18 protein-coding genes, 2 tRNA genes and 2 riboswitches are annotated in these 18,536 nt (G+C 32.4%); of the genes, 13 read left to right on the top strand and 7 right to left on the bottom strand.

Features of this window, described 5'->3' with window-relative positions; all coding sequences use genetic code 11:
- Window positions 1-73 precede the first annotated feature (73 nt).
- From N5D03_RS00365 to N5D03_RS00355, 3 genes are all read left to right on the top strand, one after another.
- A complete protein-coding gene (locus N5D03_RS00365) occupies window positions 74-1,225 on the top strand; it encodes a cystathionine gamma-synthase (RefSeq protein ID WP_280050646.1) in 1,152 nt (383 codons plus the stop codon).
- Between the two features lie 67 nt (window positions 1,226-1,292).
- The gene (locus N5D03_RS00360; protein WP_280050645.1) at window positions 1,293-1,472 is read left to right on the top strand and encodes a hypothetical protein; all 180 of its coding nucleotides are present in this window, start codon (window positions 1,293-1,295) and stop codon (window positions 1,470-1,472) included.
- On the top strand, window positions 1,472-2,065 hold the full coding sequence (locus N5D03_RS00355; protein ID WP_280050644.1) for a hypothetical protein: 594 nt from the start codon (window positions 1,472-1,474) through the stop codon (window positions 2,063-2,065). The genes N5D03_RS00360 and N5D03_RS00355 overlap by 1 nt, the downstream gene beginning before the upstream one ends.
- A 4-nt stretch (window positions 2,066-2,069) precedes the next feature.
- Here N5D03_RS00355 and N5D03_RS00350 read toward each other — a convergent pair whose 3' ends face one another.
- Together N5D03_RS00350 and N5D03_RS00345 are read right to left on the bottom strand one after the other, a co-directional pair.
- The gene (locus N5D03_RS00350; protein ID WP_280050643.1) at window positions 2,070-2,654 is read right to left on the bottom strand and encodes a hypothetical protein; all 585 of its coding nucleotides are present in this window, start codon (window positions 2,652-2,654) and stop codon (window positions 2,070-2,072) included.
- A 27-nt stretch (window positions 2,655-2,681) separates the two neighbouring features.
- On the bottom strand, window positions 2,682-3,161 hold the full coding sequence (locus tag N5D03_RS00345; protein ID WP_280050642.1) for a hypothetical protein: 480 nt from the start codon (window positions 3,159-3,161) through the stop codon (window positions 2,682-2,684).
- Between the two features lie 46 nt (window positions 3,162-3,207).
- Between N5D03_RS00345 and N5D03_RS00340 the strand changes: the two genes are divergently transcribed.
- The gene (locus N5D03_RS00340; protein WP_219034055.1) at window positions 3,208-3,954 is read left to right on the top strand and encodes an alpha/beta hydrolase; all 747 of its coding nucleotides are present in this window, start codon (window positions 3,208-3,210) and stop codon (window positions 3,952-3,954) included.
- Here N5D03_RS00340 and N5D03_RS00335 read toward each other — a convergent pair.
- Window positions 3,951-4,391 (bottom strand): nucleoside deaminase, encoded by a 441-nt coding sequence (locus N5D03_RS00335; protein ID WP_280049931.1) that lies wholly within the window; start codon window positions 4,389-4,391, stop codon window positions 3,951-3,953. The two genes, N5D03_RS00340 and N5D03_RS00335, sit on opposite strands and share 4 nt — an antisense overlap.
- Window positions 4,392-4,468: 77 nt before the next feature.
- Between N5D03_RS00335 and N5D03_RS00330 the strand changes: the two genes are divergently transcribed.
- Entirely contained in the window at window positions 4,469-5,374 is a 906-nt protein-coding gene (locus N5D03_RS00330; RefSeq protein WP_280050641.1) for an EamA family transporter, read from the top strand.
- A gap of 36 nt (window positions 5,375-5,410) precedes the next feature.
- On the opposite strand, the gene N5D03_RS00325 is transcribed toward N5D03_RS00330, so the two are convergent.
- The gene (locus N5D03_RS00325) at window positions 5,411-6,487 is read right to left on the bottom strand and encodes a DUF5074 domain-containing protein (protein ID WP_180905735.1); all 1,077 of its coding nucleotides are present in this window, start codon (window positions 6,485-6,487) and stop codon (window positions 5,411-5,413) included.
- Between the two features lie 6 nt (window positions 6,488-6,493).
- Window positions 6,494-8,302: a TonB-dependent receptor gene (locus tag N5D03_RS00320; RefSeq protein ID WP_280050640.1), complete on the bottom strand. Its 1,809-nt coding sequence runs from the start codon at window positions 8,300-8,302 to the stop codon at window positions 6,494-6,496.
- A gap of 33 nt (window positions 8,303-8,335) precedes the next feature.
- Window positions 8,336-8,479, bottom strand: a riboswitch (cobalamin riboswitch).
- Between the two features lie 174 nt (window positions 8,480-8,653).
- Here N5D03_RS00320 and N5D03_RS00315 point away from each other — a divergent pair.
- The 5 genes from N5D03_RS00315 (at window position 8,654) to N5D03_RS00295 (ending at window position 14,728) form a co-directional block, all read left to right on the top strand.
- The gene (locus N5D03_RS00315; RefSeq protein WP_038336776.1) at window positions 8,654-8,905 is read left to right on the top strand and encodes a TM2 domain-containing protein; all 252 of its coding nucleotides are present in this window, start codon (window positions 8,654-8,656) and stop codon (window positions 8,903-8,905) included.
- A gap of 158 nt (window positions 8,906-9,063) precedes the next feature.
- Window positions 9,064-10,041, top strand: a complete 978-nt coding sequence (locus tag N5D03_RS00310; protein WP_114998120.1) for a pyruvate dehydrogenase complex E1 component subunit beta — start codon at window positions 9,064-9,066, stop codon at window positions 10,039-10,041.
- 78 nt (window positions 10,042-10,119) lie between these two features.
- On the top strand, window positions 10,120-12,657 hold the full coding sequence (locus N5D03_RS00305) for a DUF5686 family protein (RefSeq protein ID WP_280050639.1): 2,538 nt from the start codon (window positions 10,120-10,122) through the stop codon (window positions 12,655-12,657).
- Window positions 12,658-12,686: 29 nt separating this feature from the next.
- Window positions 12,687-13,169, top strand: coding sequence for an inorganic diphosphatase (locus N5D03_RS00300; protein ID WP_038336778.1), 483 nt, complete (start codon window positions 12,687-12,689; stop codon window positions 13,167-13,169).
- Window positions 13,170-13,294: 125 nt separating this feature from the next.
- Entirely contained in the window at window positions 13,295-14,728 is a 1,434-nt protein-coding gene (locus N5D03_RS00295; protein WP_280050638.1) for a M28 family peptidase, read from the top strand.
- Between the two features lie 40 nt (window positions 14,729-14,768).
- Here the strand turns inward: N5D03_RS00295 and N5D03_RS00290 are convergent, their stop codons facing one another.
- Window positions 14,769-16,145, bottom strand: coding sequence for a tryptophanase (locus N5D03_RS00290; protein WP_280050637.1), 1,377 nt, complete (start codon window positions 16,143-16,145; stop codon window positions 14,769-14,771).
- A 117-nt stretch (window positions 16,146-16,262) separates the two neighbouring features.
- Window positions 16,263-16,676 (bottom strand): acyl-CoA thioesterase, encoded by a 414-nt coding sequence (locus N5D03_RS00285; RefSeq protein WP_114998110.1) that lies wholly within the window; start codon window positions 16,674-16,676, stop codon window positions 16,263-16,265.
- Between the two features lie 115 nt (window positions 16,677-16,791).
- Window positions 16,792-16,932: riboswitch (cobalamin riboswitch) on the bottom strand.
- A gap of 86 nt (window positions 16,933-17,018) precedes the next feature.
- Between N5D03_RS00285 and N5D03_RS00280 the strand changes: the two genes are divergently transcribed.
- From N5D03_RS00280 to N5D03_RS00270, 3 genes are all read left to right on the top strand, one after another.
- Window positions 17,019-18,170, top strand: a complete 1,152-nt coding sequence (locus N5D03_RS00280; protein ID WP_280050636.1) for a hypothetical protein — start codon at window positions 17,019-17,021, stop codon at window positions 18,168-18,170.
- Between the two features lie 169 nt (window positions 18,171-18,339).
- A tRNA-Met gene (locus N5D03_RS00275) sits at window positions 18,340-18,412 on the top strand.
- A gap of 6 nt (window positions 18,413-18,418) precedes the next feature.
- A tRNA-Met gene (locus tag N5D03_RS00270) sits at window positions 18,419-18,491 on the top strand.
- The last annotated feature ends 45 nt before the right edge of the window (window positions 18,492-18,536 follow it).

Below are 18,536 nucleotides of genomic sequence, written 5' to 3'. Positions count from 1 at the left end.
TAAATTCTAACAAATCTTTAAAACAAAGAATAAATAAAACTCCATATATTTGCTATAGTTAAAAGCATTTACAATGAAATTCAATACAAAAGCGATACACGGAGGTCAACAACACGACCCTTCAACAGGAGCCGTAATGACTCCAATTTACCAAACATCAACATTCGCACAAAGATCACCAGGAGATTACAAAGGATACGAATATTCTCGTGGCGCAAATCCAACAAGAACTGCTTTAGAAAACGCATTAGCATCTATCGAAGGTGGAGTTGCAGGTTTTGCATTTGGTTCTGGTTTAGCAGCAATTGACGGTGTGTTAAAATTATTCAAACCAGGTGATGAAATCATCGCGATGGACGATTTATACGGAGGTTCTTACCGTTTATTTACACGTGTTTATGAAAAATTTGGATTGAAATTCCATTTCGTAGATATGACAAATGTTGAGGCTGTTATCGCTTTAATCAATGAAAACACAAAAATGGTTTGGGTTGAAACGCCTACAAATCCATTGATGAAAGTGGTTGATATCAAAGCTGTAAATGATGCTGCAAAAGCAAAAAAAGCAGATATTTTAGTTGCTGTAGATAATACATTTGCGTCGCCATATTTACAACGTCCAATTGAGTTGGGAGCAGATATCGTGATGCATTCGGCAACGAAATATTTAGGAGGTCACTCAGATTTAGTTGCGGGAGCAATTGTGGTTAATTCGGAACAATTGGCAACAGATGTTCACTTCAATTTATTTGCAACAGGAGGAATTTTAGGACCACAAGATTCTTACTTAGTTTTACGTGGAATCAAAACTTTGGCTGTTCGTATGGATCGTCACTGTTCAAACGGAATGAAAATCGCTCAGTTTTTAGAGGCTCATCCAAAAGTTGCGCACACGTATTATCCAGGTTTGGAAAATCATCCGCAACACGAAATTGCGAAAAAGCAAATGAAAGATTTCGGAGGAATGGTTACGTTTACATTAACTTCTGGGAAAAAAGAAGATGCTTTCAAAATTTTAGAAAACTTGAAAGTTTTCACTTTAGCTGAATCTTTAGGTGGTGTTGAATCATTAGCAAATCACCCAGCTACGATGACACATGCATCTATTCCTGCAGAAAAACGTGCTGAAATTGGTATTACAGATGATTTAATTCGTTTGTCTGTAGGTATTGAAGATATAGATGATTTATTGGAAGATTTAGAACAAGTTTTGAACTTGATTTAATTCTTCTCAAAATAAAAATAATTTAAGAACGACTCAGTATTGAGTCGTTTTTTTATACTTTTAAAGAATGGAAAATATAGCATTAATAGTAGTTTTAATATTTATTTTATTTTTTATTCGATTATTTTTTAAGCGTTTTGATAATGTTTTTAAAAATACTGAACAAATAAAGGAGTTAGAAGCCCAGAACAATGAAATTCTTTCTGAGCTAAAAGAATTGAAAGAAATTTTGAAACAAAGAAGTTGATGAAATTCCTAATTCTCTTTTTACTTTCTACGTTAAGTTTTGCTCAAAAGTTGGATACGATTAATCTCAATCAAGTTGAGGTAGTGAATTATTCCAACTACAAACAATTTCGTCCAAAGTTTAAAAATGTTGAAAGATTAACGGATAACACAAGTTTTGGACTCAAAATATTTTCTAATTTATTGCTTCCAAACGAGAAAGAAATTGAAATTGTTGCGATCGAAATTTTGTTCGAATCAAAAGTGAAGAAGAAAAATTATTGCAATGAATATTATTATTTCAAACCAATAATTCTAAAATCAATTGATGATAAACAAAGTTTAATCGAAGAAAAATGGTTTGAAGTTGATAAGGATTATCAAGGAAAATGTATTTTTCCAATTCATTTAAAACTTAAACCATCTGAAGCTAAAAATTATTTTATTGGTTTAGAAACTTCTTACGAAAATCCTTTTTGCCCCGAAGGAAATGGCTATTTTGACTTGATTAATACGAAACAACCAGTTGATTTATATTATGAAATTAATGGTGAAATGATTAAACAAGATATTTTGAAAAATCATACACTCAACTATAAAATCTATTACAAATAGAGATTTATTTCCACAATAATTTCAGTTCCACTTTATATTTTCCAGCGTATGGTTTTGGGTTTGTTGGTTTCTCCGAAATCGAGAATTGATACACGCCACGCGCAGGTAATTCGAAAATAGTTTCTTTACCAAAAGGTCCACCTTTTATAGAATCCACAGGTCCTTTGATGTGATTGATTCGGATATTTGCTGTAGAATCTTGAGCAGAAATTTTGATCCAAACTTTCTTGGCAGAATCTGCATTAAAGGTAAACGTATTTGTTTGTCCTGCTATTTTAGTTGGTTCTGCTTTAGCTTTTGCATAACTTACTTCAAGATTTTCGGTTGTGTTATTGGCACTTAACGGAATAATTTTATCTGCGTTAGATACAACTTTTTGTTGAGGTTTTGTCACAACTTTCTTCTGAGGAGAAGCCGTTTTTACCACTTCTTCTTTCATTACATCTTCTGTTGTTGGCTTATATTTTTTTACCAAATCTTTGTACGCAGAATCAACTCCAATCTTGCTTGGATAAATGGTTGGCGTAGATTTATCTTCGCAACTATAAAGTGTAATCAATGTAATAAAAGCGATAAAAGTCCATTTCATAACAGAAAAATTCTGCTGTAAAAGTAACTATTTTAACTGCAATTTCAAGGTATATTTTCCTTCAAATGAATCACCTTGCATCAAACTTTCTCCAATTCGGATTTGATACAAGCCTTTTTCGGTTAAATCATAATTGATTTCTCGTCCAAAAGGACCATCTTTCTCGTTATTTGGAGAGATAAGTTGATTAATTCTGATGTTTCCGAGTTTATTTTTAGGAATAATTTGAATAAAAACAGAGGAAGAAGAATCATTCCTAAAACTAAAAGTTTGTTGTTCTTTCGCTTCTTTTTCAATCTCAAATTCGCCTTTTCCATGAATTAATTTCAATTCAGAATTATTCATAGTCTTTGGAGAAGCAAAAGCAATTTCTTGAAAAGAAGAATCTTTTTTGATTACTTTTTGTACAGAATCTCCCATCGTAAGAGGCTCATTTTTTGTCATACAATAAATGATAATAGCTCCAATAGCTATTGATAGTATTATTATGGGACTATATTTTTTCATTATTGTAAATTTGTGCATTAGTTAATTACAAATTCTGAACCAAAATATGTTGTTCTACGAAAGTATTGGAGTTGGGAAACCTATAGTTTTCTTACATGGTTTTTTGGAAAATCATAAAATATGGAATCGTTTACAGAATGATTTATTTCATCACAATCAAATTATTACAATTGATTTACCTGGACATGGAAATTCTGAAAATTTTCAAGAGGTGAATACGATGGAAGAAATGGCAGAAAAAGTGATTGAAGTTCTGGATGAATTAAATCTTGAAAAAGTAGCTTTTGTAGGACATTCGATGGGAGGATATGTGACGTGTGCGTTGGCTGATCTTTTTCCTGAACGAGTAGAAAATATTGTTTTGATTAATTCTTCGACTTTGCCAGATGATGAAGCGAAGAAAAATCAACGTTTGAAAGCGTGTGAAACTGCTCGTAAAAATTTCAATGCGTTGGTGAGTTTTAGTATGCCTACTTTATTTGCAGCGCATCATCGAGATCAATTCAAAGATGAGTTGAAATTTGTAAAAGAAATTGCTTTAAAAACTCCAATTGAAGGGGTTTGTGCAGCTTTGAAAGGAATGCGAGAGCGTCCAGATCGTTCGTCGATTTTGTATGATTTCAAAGGTGGAATTTATATTATTGTTGGAATGAATGATGAAACAGTTAATCCTGAATTATTTTTAACTTTAATTCCAAATTTACCTAACATTCATTTGTACAAATTTGATGGCGGACACATGGCTTTTATAGAAAATTACGACGAAGTTTTATCGATTTTGAAATCAATTTAACGCTTGCGTTGGAAAAATTCTTTCATCAATTGACCACACTCCTCTTCCATAATTCCCGAAACAATTTCAGTTTTTGGATGTAATTCGCCAATTTTTGCTTTAAAACCACGTTTTTCATCCGAAGCACCATAAACTACTTTTGAGATTTGACTCCAATACAACGCTCCGCCGCACATCACACAAGGTTCTAAGGTTACATACAATGTGCAATCTTGTAAATATTTTCCGCTTAAATAATTCGCAGCAGAGGTAATGGCTTGCATTTCAGCATGAGCGGTCACATCAGTCAATGTTTCCGTTAGATTATGTGCTTTCGCGATAATTTTGTTGTTGCAAACAATCACAGCTCCAACTGGAATTTCGTCTCGCTCGAAAGCTGTAATCGCTTCGTTAAAGGCTATTCGCATAAAATATTCGTCTGTAAAAAGATTTTCCATTTCTATAAAATTTAAGGCAAAAATAATCATTTCCAAATTGGATATTCGATACATTTGTACAAATTGATGCCTCTTTTATGAATCAATCAAAATATATCATTGCAGTCATTGTAACCTACTTTATGTGGGGATTTTTCAGTTTCGGATTGAAACCAATCGCAGGTTATCCACCTTTGGATATTCTATTTTTTAGATTGTACGTTTCGGTTTTCTTTTTAGTGGTAATTAATCTTGGATTTCGACGCAATAAGATGAAAGCTGATTTTGATTTATTCAAATCATTTGATAAAAAGAAACAGAAAAAATTAGGAAGTTTAATTGTTGGCGGATCGTTGATTTTGATGACAAATTGGTTGATGTTTATTATTGTCATGAATCATATTAGTGTGCAAGCCGCGTCGCTATCGTACTTGGTTTGTCCGATTATTACAACCGTTTTGGCTTTCATTATTCTGAAAGAACATTTAACCAAAATAAAATGGATAGCAGTTGGTATTAGTCTTTTAGCATGTTTGGTTCTTTCTATAGGTCATTTGATTGACTTGATTTATAGTTTGATTGTTGCGTGTACATTTGCGCTGTATATCATCATTCAGAGAAGTTTGAATGTTTTTGATAGTTTTAATTTGTTGATGACGCAATTATTAATTGTAGCTATTCTGATGTTACCATTGGTTTTTATTTTTTCAGGACCGATTCCGACCGAAACAATTTTCTATCAATGTATTATGATGATTGTAGTTTTGTTCACCATTATTCCAATGTTCTTAAACAATTTTGCTTTAAAAGGAATTGACTCTTCAACCGTTGGAATTTTAATTTATTTGAATCCAATTATGAATTTTGTTTTGGCAATTTTCTATTACAAAGAAGCCGTTTCGCCAATGCAAATGATCGGTTATAGTTTGATTTTACTCGCAATCGTAGTATTTAATTCGCAAACAATTTTCAAAATAAAACACATAAAAAAATCTGAAGTCTAAACTTCAGATTTTTTTATGTTGATTTTTCAGGAAATATTATTTGATGTAAACAGAATTTGGTGAAACTCCAGTTGTAATTGCTGGATTTTTAAGACCTCCTTGTGCATTCTGAATTAATAATCGTCCATTAGAATTGTAATCTTTTGCGTCTAAAACATAAAAAGTATCACCTTTTACATAGAAACCATATACACTATCAGCACCTGTTATGTAATCTGCTTTTGTAGGCAAAGCTGTTGCATTTGTAGCCATAGAATAAACAGAATTATTAACGATGTAATACAATTTACTATTCTCCGCAACTAAGAAATTAGGATGTTGTCCATCAGGAAAATTCATTTCTAATTTATCTTCTGAAGTTAAATTATAACGAACCAATTTTCCTTTTGTAGTAGTTCCCCAATTAACACCTTGAGAAAGCACAAATAAATTTCCGTTTTGAATTGTTAAATCTGTCGGAACATCACCAACATTTATACTTTTTTTATCATTTGTTTTAAGGTCAATAATTGTAACTGTTTTACCTGTTCCCCAGCCACCTTTTTGTGCAACATAAAGTTTGTTATTGTCAAGAATCATTTTTTCTGGACCTTCATCTACTTTATATTTTTCTACAAATGTTAAATCGCTGATTTTGTATTTTGCAATAAAATCGTCTGTCGTAACATTAGGATCTCCCCAGTTTGAGATATACAAAAATTGATCATCAGAAACGATATAACGAGGGTTGCTCATATTATCTGATGATGGAATTGTACTAATTTTTTTGAAAGTTGTGTTGTCAACAACTTCTACTTTATTAGAAACATTAAGAACAATATAAGCTTTGTTTCCTTTGAAATACATGCTTTGTCCTACAGAACCCAATTGCGCACCTGCGTTCGCAGTCTTGAAAATTTCTTGAATAGGATTTGTTGTACTTACATCTTTTGTTGGATCAAAATAAGTGATTTCTGCGTTAGCTGAATTGAAACCTCCTTCATTCAAAATAAAAACTCCTTTCGAATAATTTCCATTTTCTGGATCATTGTTTGGTCCATCATCGTCATTTGAACAAGATTGTAAAAAGACTCCAGCCAAAGCTATAAGTGCGATTGATTTAAATTTAGTCATAGTTTTTTAAAATTTTATTTGTATTTGTATGTTATAATTTGTGCCTGGTTGCCAACGGTTTTCTTGCGTTTGATATTCTTGGTTAAACACATTATTCACTCTCATAGAAACGCTATAAAGTGGTGAAATCGTATAATTTAAACCAAAATTCATTAGCCAAAATCCATCAAGTGTTCTTTCTTCTTGCGAATCGGTAAAAACTTTACTTGTATAAATGTTTTGTACAAAAGCAGATAAACGTTTGTAAGTGTATTGTGCGCTCGCCGTCCATTTATGATTTGGGGAATACATCAGTTCCTTATTTTTAAATTTATCTTTTGTTTTGGTGTATGCATAAGTTGTATTGAAACTAAATGCATTCCATTTGTAGTTTCCAATCATTTCAAAACCATAGGTTTCAGCTTTGTTGATGTTCACAGGAACCCAATAAGAACTGTTTTGCGAACTCGGAATCCATTGAATCATATCACTCAACTTATTATAAAAAATATTGGTTTGAATGTTTAAATTTTTGTTGATAAAATCATTTCCAAGTTCAAATTGATAAGCTGATTCTGATTTCAAGTCCGGATTTCCACCAGTTTTCCAAAATAAATCATTGTACGTTGGATTTCTGAAATTTTTCGAAACATTTCCTCTTAATTGATACGAATGAATCGGACGATAATTAAAACCCAATGAATAAATAAATGGATTTTGGTACGTATCAGAAAAATCTTGACGAATACTCGCTTCGTATTCCAAAACATCTGATAATTTATGCTTCGCGATTAAGGCAAAATTGATTGAGTTTTGATCGCTTTTAGTCAAATTATTTCCACTTCCTTGATTATAATTAGCTTCAGATAAAAGCGAAAGCTCGAAATTATTGGTCAATTGATGATTCAGATAATATTTTAAAATATAGTTATCAACCTGTAAATCGTCCGAATAAGATTTGTGAATATTGTTGAAATAACTGCTTTCTTCTCGTATATAAGCTAATTTTAACTGCGATTGCCACTTTTCATTTGGATTGAAATTCCATTCTGTCATCAAACGGTAATCCTGATTTTCGTATCCAGAAGGCGTTGAACCAATGTCAACCAAAGGAAATTCGCGCTTTCCAAAATTGAACATCGAATAAAGTTTCAATTCATTTTTAGGATCGATTTTATAACCAAAATTTCCATTAATTGTATTGAAATAATATTTTCCATTCAAATTCTTCTTCATGTGATTCGGAATTTTGTAATCATTATCAGATTGATTTCGTTCGTAATCGATTGAAGAACTAAATTTTTCTGTACTATATTTCAACTGATATTTTCCCGACCACGTATCGTAACTTCCGTATCCTAAATTAATTTTTTGTTGTAAACCTTTATCATACTCAAATTTATTCAACAAATGAATTGTACCGCCGATAGAACCTGTTCCATACGCAATACTTCCGCCTCCTGGTTTCACTAAAATTCCGTCAAACGAATTACTTGCAAATAAATTAAAATCCGTTTGTCCTGTTGTTTGCGAATTGACATTTATTCCGTTCCAAATTACCGCTGTATGCGAAGCTAAAGTTCCACGAAACGAAGGCGAAGAAACCATTCCTCGTCCATTTTCTTTAAAATAAATTGGCGTTTGCGCTTGTAAAACTTGCGTCAGTTGATTAGGATTTTGCTCTAAAATACTATCATTAAGTTTGATAATACTTTGAGATTTGTAATGATTTTTAAGAAAAGCATCGTTCAAAATCAAAGGTTTCAAATTGATGGTATCCGTCTGTGCAAAAGCAATTCCAGCGATAAGATTAAAACAAAGAAAAAGTTTTTTCATATTAAAATCTGTTTTTCCTCCGAAAACATTTTCTATTAATTTGTTAGCAATGGCAGGTTTCCTGACTTATTCTTTTACAAAAAGTATGTTAGAATTTACAGTTGCGGGGACAGTTTTGGAATTGAACCAAATTCCCTTTTAACTCACTCGTTGAGCACCATTTTATGCAAATGTAAAGAAAAGCAATTGATTTTATAAAAAGTAGATTGTTAAATCGTTAACCTTAAATTAAGATCAGATTTATTTTATTTGTACAGTATTCAAAATCATTATATCTAGTGATTTTTAAGAATGATGGACAAATTAAATTTGTAACCAACAAAAACAATTATTATTTAAACTTTAAAAACGATGGAAAACAATCAGCCGTACAAATCAGAGAAAAAAATCATTGCTGGAATTTTAGGAATTTTAGTAGGATATTTAGGAATTCATAAATTCTATTTAGGATATACAAAAGAAGGAGTTATTCAAATTATTGCCACTTTTGTAACATTTGGATTTGCTGGACTTATTGGATTTATTGAAAGGATTATTTATTTGACTAAATCTGACGAAGAGTTTGATAAAACATATGTAGAAGGTCACAAAGGCTGGTTCTAAAATAGAGATTACATTCTTTTTTAAATATTTTTCGATCCCAAAATAACTTTAGATTATTTTGGGATTTTTTTATTGAATGAATTCGTTTTAAATAATTCGCAAGTTTTTTATTACATTTGCTTTAGGAAAAAATATAATAAAGAACGAAATCGCATAAAATGGCTATAAAAACATTTAGAGAAGTAATCGCAGAGGCAATGAGTGAAGAAATGCGTCGCGATGAATCTATATTTTTAATTGGAGAAGAAGTAGCAGAATACAACGGAGCGTACAAAGCTTCGAAAGGAATGTTAGACGAATTTGGAGCAGAACGTGTAATTGATGCGCCAATCGCAGAGGCTGGTTTTTCTGGAATCGCAATTGGATCTACAATGACGGGATGTCGTCCAATCGTAGAATATATGACATTCAACTTCTCATTAGTGTCTATTGACCAAATTATCAATAACGCTGCAAAAATTTATCAAATGTCAGGAGGACAATTCAACTGTCCAATTGTATTTAGAGGACCTACTGCTTCTGCAGGACAATTAGGTGCAACACACTCACAAGCTTTTGAGAATTGGTATGCAAATGTACCAGGTCTTAAAGTAATTGTTCCTTCAAACCCTTATGATGCAAAAGGTTTATTAAAATCTGCAATTCGTGATAACGATCCAGTAATTTTCATGGAATCTGAACAGATGTATGGAGATAAAATGGAAATGCCAGATGAAGAATACACAATCGAAATTGGTAAAGCAGAAATCAAACGTGAAGGTACAGATGTAACGTTAGTTTCTTTCGGGAAAATCATTAAGCAAGCTTACATTGCTGCTGATGAATTAGCTAAAGAAGGAATTTCTGTAGAAGTAATTGATTTACGTACAGTTCGTCCATTAGATTACGATACAATTTTCAAATCTGTGAAGAAAACAAATCGTTTGGTTGTTTTAGAAGAAGCTTGGCCTTTTGCTTCTGTTGCTTCAGAAATTACGTATATGGTTCAACAAAAAGCATTCGATTATTTAGATGCACCAATCAAACGTATCACAACAAAAGATACATCAGCGCCGTATGCTCCAAACTTGTATGAGACTTGGATTCCTAATGCAAAAGATGTAGTTGAAGCTGTAAAAGCTGTGATGTATAAATAATTAAGATTTATAAACTATATTTGTAAAGTCTAGCATACATTTTGCTAGACTTTATTTTTTTTTAACCAAATCTTATTGATGAAAAGTTATATAACAGTTTTTTTTATAGTTGTTTTAGCGTCTGTGCACGCGCAAGTAAAAATTCAAGGAAAGGTAATCGATTCTGAAACTCAGAAGCCTATTCCTTACGCAGATATTCGTTTACCAGAACTTAAAGTAAGTGCAACATCAAACTCTGATGGCACTTTTTATATCGAATCTAGTTCGAATACAAATAAAATTGTTGTATCAAAAAATGGATATGAAACGTCTGATTATGTAATTGAAAATAAAATTGATTATAATTTTATTGCTCAATTATTTTTAGCAGAAGACAATACTTCAGAAGAAGATGACGGAACGGTAGATTTACAAACTGCGGTTGTTTCGGCAAAGAAAAAACGTCTTAAAAAGAAAGAAAATCCTGCTTATGCAATTTTACGTGAAGTTTGGAAACGAAAAAAGAAAAACGGATTGAAACTGACTCCTCATTATCAGTACGACGAATATGAAAAATTGCAATTTGATATCAGTAATATCGATTCCACTTTCATGAAACGTAAGATTTTCAAAGGGATGGAGTTTGTTTTTGAGAAAGTAGATACTTCTTCAATCAACGGGAAAACGTATTTACCCGCTTTCTTAAACGAATCGATCTATAAAATAGCAGGAATCAATAAACCTTCTACAAAAGAGCGCCGTGAATTAATTGCAAACAAAACCTCAGGTTTCGAGAAAAATGAAGTCGTTGCTGCGACAGTAAAAAACTTATTCCGGGATATTGACATTTACGATAATCGTGTTAATATTTTAGACATCAAATTTGTAAGTCCTATCGCTTCCGATGGTTTTGCGGTTTATGATTACGAACTAAAAGATACGATTGATGTCGATGGAGTAGAATCTTATCGAATCAAATATTATCCTCGCCGTGAAGGTGAATTAACTTTCAAAGGAGAATTATTTATTTCGAAAGATGCTTATGCTGTGAAAGAAGTTGTAATGGAGACAACGAAAGAAATGAATGTGAATTTTGTGCGTAATATTTTCATGAATTTAGAATATGATATTCCAAATGATTCTATTTTCTATCCGAAAAAAGAATACGCGATGTTGGATATGTCGTTGTTGAGTAAAAAGGAAAGTGCGAAAGGTATTTTTGCGCATAAAACGGTGAATTATTACAATTACGATTTCGATACAACACATCCCGAAGCTTTTTATTACGAGAAATTAGATCCAGCAAAAGCTGCGCTTAACGAAAAAGATAATCAGTTTTGGGCAGAAAATCGTCCTGAAGCTTTAACAAAAGATCAAGAAGGGATTTACGAAACATTAGAGCAATTAAATAAAGTACCAAAATTCAATAATATTGTGAAAGCAATCGAGATTTTTGGTTCTGGATATTACAATGTTGGAAATGCAATTGATATCGGGAATTTATATTCATCTTTTGGATACAACCAAATCGAAGGTTTCCGTTTGAGAGCTGGAGCTCGTACATATTTTTCGCAAAATGATATGTGGCGTGCTCAAGGTTTCTTGGCATATGGTTTTCGAGATGAAAAATTCAAATATGGAGCAGATTTTCGTTATATGTTCAATAAATATAATCGTTTTCAAGTCGGTATCGGAACAAAACGTGATGTAGAACAATTGGCTGCAACGTTAACGGCTTCTGACGGAATTATGACGCGTAGTTTTGCTTCGTCGTCAATCATCAATCAAGGAGATAATACATTTTTGAGTAATAATAATTTGACAAATGTGTATGCATCGATTGAACCTTGGAAAAATGTAACATTTCGTGTTGATGGAAATTATCAATTAATCAAACCAGCAGATACAGAACATTTCTCGATTGGTTATGAAAAAAATGGTCAGATAAAAGAAACTTTAACAAACTCAAGTGTAAGTGTTTCGGTAATTGCTCGTCCAGGTGCAAAATATTCTCAATATGGAATTGATCGTTACGAAATGACAACACTTGCTCCAACGTTGATGTTGCGTTATACAAAAGGATTGAAAGGTGTAATTAATTCAGATTTTGAATATGATAAATTACAATTTTTATATACACAACCAATTTTGATTGGATCTTTTGGTAAATCATTGGTAACTGCAGAAGCTGGAAAAACATTTCAAGGTGTTCCTTTATCATTAATGAGTGCATTACCTGGTAATGAGAGTTACGGACAAGTTTATGGTACATTTTCGCAATTAGATTATTATGAATTTGTAACAGACGAATATGTAACGATGAATTGGGAACATCATTTTAACGGTTGGATTTTGAACAAAGTTCCGTTAATTAAGAAATTAAAATTAAGAGAGGTTGGTTTCTTGAGAGCGGCTTACGGGGATATTTCGGAGAAAAGTAAAGCTATTAATCGTTCCACGATACAATATTTTGCACCAAATCAACAAATCTACTACGAATACGGGTTTGGGATAGAAAACATTGGTTTTGGAAACATTAGACCAATACGTGTTGATTTTAATTGGCGCGGAAATTATAATAATTTGCCAGATGTTCGTAAATTTGGCATCACAATCGGTTTAGATTGGAATTTTTAGAAAATAAATAATAAAAAAAGAATATTACAATGACTTTTGATGCAATCATCGAAATCCCAAGAGGATCTCGCAACAAATACGAAATGGATCACGAAACAGGAAGAATCCGTTTTGATCGTGTTTTATACTCTCCAATGTTCTACCCAGCTGATTACGGTTTCGTAGAAAATACATTAGGATTAGACGGAGATCCAATTGACGTATTAGTTTTCTTAACAGAACCTACTGTTCCTGGATGTGTAATCGAAGTAAAAACAATCGGTGTTCTTAAAATGTCTGATGACAAAGGACAAGATGAAAAATTAATTTGTGTGCCAGTTGCAGATCCAACATGGAACCAATTAGAAAACATCACTGATATGAATCCTCATACATTGAAAGAAGTTGAGCACTTTTTCAGAGTGTATAAAGACTTAGAAAATAAGACAACAACAATTGAAGGGTACGGTGATAAAGCAGAAGCAGAACAATTGTTGCAAGATGCAAGAGAGCGTTTCGTACCAGCTCACTAAGAAATAATTTATAATTTCATATAAATAGTCCTCATTTTTTGAGGACTATTTTTTTTAAGTAAATTTTCCTTCCATTCTATCAACTATTTCCAAAAACATTTTTAAGTTTATAGAAATACTCACACATGAAATCGAAATTTTTATTAACATTAGGTTTAGTCTCTACAACCATGAGTTTATCTGCTCAAACTAATCAACAAGTTTTAGACTTGATTAATAAAGAAGTACAACAAAATTCTGAAGCTTATCAACAACTAAAAAAAGCAACCGAAACAATCGGACATCGTGCAACAGGAACAGAAAGTGGACGAATAGCAGAAGAATATGCAGCAAATTTGTTGCGTTCGTATGGTTATGATGTGTCTTTTCAAGAATTTACATTTAGCGGGTGGAATCGTAAAAGTTTAGATTTAAAAATCAATAATCAACCTATAAAAGCAGTTGCTTTAGCGCATTCGCCAGCAAATGTTAATTTTTCGGGAGAATTAATTGATTTGGGAAATGGACTTGAAGAAGATTATAAAAAGATTGGTGATAAAGTAAAAGGAAAGATTGTTTTTGCTGCGCTTGGTTTGTTGGATGGAACGCCAAAAGAAACCGAAAATCTACATCGTTCAGAAAAAACAGCTTTAGCAGAAAAGTACGGAGCGAAAGGAATTATTTTGTTTAATCGTCCTGCTGGAGGAATTCTATTAACAGGAACGGCCTCTGTGACGGGAGAAATTATTAAAATTCCTGCGATTAATATCAGTTTAGAAGATGGATTGAAAATCAAAGAAAATCTATCAAAAGGAAAAGAAATTGCTAAAATCGAAATGAAAAATGATGTTGGACAAATGAAAGGTCGCAACATTATTGCAAAGAAAATCGGTTCTAAATTTCCAAACGAGAAAATAGTTCTTGGAGGTCATTTAGATAGTTGGGATTTGGCTACTGGAGCCATTGATAACGGCGTTGGAAGTTTTTCTGTGATGGATATTGCACGAACGTATAAAAAGTTAAATCTTCAAAATGATCGAACAATTGAATTTGTTTTATTTATGGGCGAAGAGGTTGGTTTGATAGGTTCTAAACATTATGTCAATCAAGCACTGAAAGATGGTTCTATCAATCAAATCAAAGCAATGTCGAACATGGATATGACGACCAATCCAAAGTCGTATTATTCGACAATGGAAAGTAATTTGTCTATTTTAACTGATTATGCAAATGATGTGCAAAAAGTAATTCCAGATTTTAAATTGAAAACATTTGCAAGTGTAGATTTACATTCAGATCATCAACCGTTTATGTTACAAGGCGTGCCTATTATTGGGCTTTCGGATAGTCAATTTACAAAAGGAGCGTTAAATTGTTACCACGCAAATTGTGATACATTTGATTATGTAGAAGAAGTTGGTTTGAAAAACAATGTGATTTTAGAAACTTATTTATTGTATCGTTTGAGTAATTTGAAAGAAATTCCCTCAAAACGTTGGAACGAACAAGAAATAAAGGATGCTCTTATCAAAGGAAATTTAGAAACTCCACTTCGTATTTCGGGCGATTGGAGATGGTAATATCAAAAAAATCCTTCAGAATTTCTGAAGGATTTTTTATTTATTTCTTTTTCAATTTTACAGTGAAATGTCTTAAAATTTCAGATTCCCACGAAATTTCATAACCTGAATTAATTTCGTTTCGTCGATCAAAAATATTTTTCAACGCAACCGCGATATAATCCATATGACTTTGGAAATAAGTTCTTCTTGGAATTGCTAAACGCAATAATTCTAATTTTGGATAACGATTTTCTCGTGTTTCAGGATCACGATCTGCCAAAATAGTTCCGATTTCTACACCACGAATTCCAGCTTCTTTGTACAATTCGATTCCCAATGTTTGTGCAGGAAATTCTTCGCGCGTTACATTTGGTAAAAACTTTACAGCATCAACAAAAATAGCGTGTCCACCAATTGGTTGCTGAATTGGAATTCCAAACTCAATTAATTTATTCCCTAAATATTCAATTTGTTTGATGCGCGATTGTAAATAAGAATATTCTGTCGATTCTTGTAAACCTTGTGCTAAAGCTGCTAAATCACGTCCAGCTAATCCGCCATAACTTAAATATCCTTCGTAAATGATTCCGAAATTTCCACAAACCTTATATAGCTCTTCATTATTCAGTGCAATAAATCCACCAATATTTACCAAACCATCTTTTTTCGCAGACATTGTCATTCCATCACCGTAAGAAAACATTTCTAAAACAATTTCTTTAATCGTTTTTGTCTTGAATTCTTCTTCTCTTTCTTTGATGAAATAAGCGTTTTCTGCAAAACGAGCGCCATCAAAAAAGACTGGAATTCCATATTGATTAGACAATTCACGAACTTGACGAATATTTTCGATTGATACAGGTTGGCCACCAGAAGAATTACACGTAACAGTGATTAATGTAAATGGAATTTGTTCTTTTCCGTATTCTTTGTAGACATTTTCTAACTTTTGTAAATCGATATTTCCTTTGAAAGGATGAATCAATTCGCTGTCAAAAGCCTCATCAATAGTACAATCAATTGCGTGTGCTTTTCTAAATTCGATGTGACCTTTTGTCGTATCAAAATGCGAATTTCCAGGAACAACATGACCTTCTTTTACAAGAGCTGAAAACAATACATTTTCCGCTGCACGACCTTGATGCGTAGGCAAAAGAAACTCAAATCCCGTGATGGTATTAATGGTTTCTTTCAGTTTTAAGAAAGATTGAGAACCAGCATAACTTTCGTCTCCAGTCATCATTGCAGACCACTGTTTGTCGGACATTGCTCCAGTTCCAGAATCAGTTAATAAATCAATAAATACTTTGTGGCTTTCTAGGTTAAATAGGTTGTAATCTTTTTCTTCGATCCACTTTTCACGTTCTTCTCGAGTAGATTGATAAATTTCTTCGACCATTTTTATGCGAAATGGTTCGGCAAAAGGTAATTCCATTTTTTGTGTTTAATGTAAAACTAAGAAACCTTTAGAATATTATCAATTATTAATTGGAATTCATAAAAAAATCCTCTATCAAAAAGATAAAGGATTAAAAATTTTCTATAGCTCGTGTTAGTCAATAACAGGAACTGGTCGTTTGTTTTCGTTAATTGCAACTAATGTAAACGTTCCAGAAATCGCTTTATCACGTCCGTCACGATACATACTTTCGATAAAAACGTCAATTTGTACATCCAAACTTGAACGTCCTACACGTACCACTTTTCCTACCATTTCTACGATAGTTCCTGCTGGAATTGAGTGTTTAAAATCAATTTTGTCACTACTTACCGTAACAATAGGTTTGCGACAAAAACGAGTTGCTGTCATAAAAGCAATTTCATCCATCAAATACATTACTGACCCTCCAAACATTGTGTTGTGGTGGTTTGTATCTCCTGGAAAAACAGCTTTGAAAATGCGAGTTTCAGAATTGATGATACGTTGTTCAATCAACTCTTCTCTTGGTGTTTTTTCCACTTCCATTATCATATATTTACACGTTACTTTTCTTCATTAATTTTTGAGTTGATAATGTTTTTTTGTGGTGGTTTGATGATTTCATAGAACATAATTTTACTTTTTTCGCGAAAGTTTTTGGTTAATTATTAACTCAATTTAGTGGCATTCTGACTTTTCAAAAATATTGATTTACAATTGCGCGACAGTTCGTGATTTGCACACGATTCCCCATTAAGTTGAGCACGAATTTGATGCAAATATAAATTAGAAAAATGAAAATTAGCAGATTTATTGTGCCGAATTCGTTGGTTTGGAATAATTCGTGTAAATTCATTTTACGAATTTTTAATGAAGTAAGAAAAAAGAATGAAAATAAAACCAATCAAAGATTTAGTTCATAATCTATCAGAATGGAATGAATTAGTTTCTCAAACCAAAGATTTAACCGATAAAGTAGTTCAAGATGTTAATTTTTTGCGTCAAGAAATCAATTGGGAAGAATATAATTTATGTAATACATCGTTTTTGGGTTGTAAGTTTAAACAATATGAAGCAATCTATTTAATCGAAAAAGGAGCATTCGTTTATCCAAAATTTGCATCAATTCCCTATAATCCATATCGTGGAAAATTGTATACTTGGCAAGAGTTGATGGAAGGTTATAATCAGGACAATGATGAAAGTATAGATCTTAAAATCTACAAACATTTCAAAAAACATAAATATAATCCATCTGTTTCAGAAGCTTTGGCGCAACGTTTACACGATTTGTCTATTGATGATTGTTTGCGTCGAATTTTAGAATATGATGAAAACGGAATGACGAAGAAAAAAGTGATTGGTTTTATGGGTGGACATTCTACTGCGCGCAATTCTGAGTTTTATAATGAAACGGCGAAAGCCGCAAAATTAGCAACATCGAAAGGATATTTTGTAGTTTCTGGGGGAGGGCCAGGGATTATGGAAGCTGCAAATTTAGGAGCTTATATGGCAAACTATGCAAATGAAGATTTGATGAATGCGATTAATATTTTAGCAGATTTAGATTTTATTGATGATCAAAGAACCGAATACTTGGCAAAAAATTATATGACTAATGCACAGAAGGTTTTAGAGATTTACCCAAATGGTGCAGAAAGTTTGGCTATTCCTACTTGGTTTTATGGTCACGAGCCAAGTAATTTATTTGCCACGAATATTGCGAAATATTTTTCTAATAGTATTCGTGAAGATATGTTGTTAACAATTAGCTTATTTGGTTTAGTTTATGCGCCTGGAAGTGCAGGAACGACACAAGAAATTTTTCAGGAAGCAGCTCAAAATCATTATGGAACTTCCGGATATTACAGTCCAATGATTTTTTTGAGTAAGAAAAGATATGTAGAAGATACAGCGATTTATTCGGTTTTGCATCAATTAGCAACAGGAAGACCATATAAAGAGTTATTATTTTTAACAGATAGTGCTGATTTAGCAATTGATTTTATCGAAAATCATCCACCAATCAAAGCGATTTAAAATTATTTTAGAAGATTATTAAAAATAAATTTAATTATTTAAAACTACATAAACCTCTTTAATAAAGTGGTTTATGTGGTTTTTATTTGTTTTATGTCCGAATAAAATAAAATAATTTCGAAAAATGTTTGGTATTTTAAATAATGAACGTATATTTGCAGTCCAATAACGCGAGATGGAGCAGTAGGTAGCTCGTCGGGCTCATAACCCGAAGGTCACAGGTTCGAGTCCTGTTCTCGCTACTAAATCGCGAGGTGGAGCAGTAGGTAGCTCGTCGGGCTCATAACCCGAAGGTCATCGGTTCGAGTCCGGTCCTCGCTACTACAAAGAGAGTTTCTAACAAGAAACTCTCTTTTTTATATCTTA

Origin of the sequence: Empedobacter sp. GD03861 (assembly GCF_029840885.1) — a bacterium.
GTDB lineage: Bacteria > Bacteroidota > Bacteroidia > Flavobacteriales > Weeksellaceae > Empedobacter > Empedobacter falsenii_B.
This window is presented reverse-complemented; position numbering and strand designations above follow the sequence as displayed.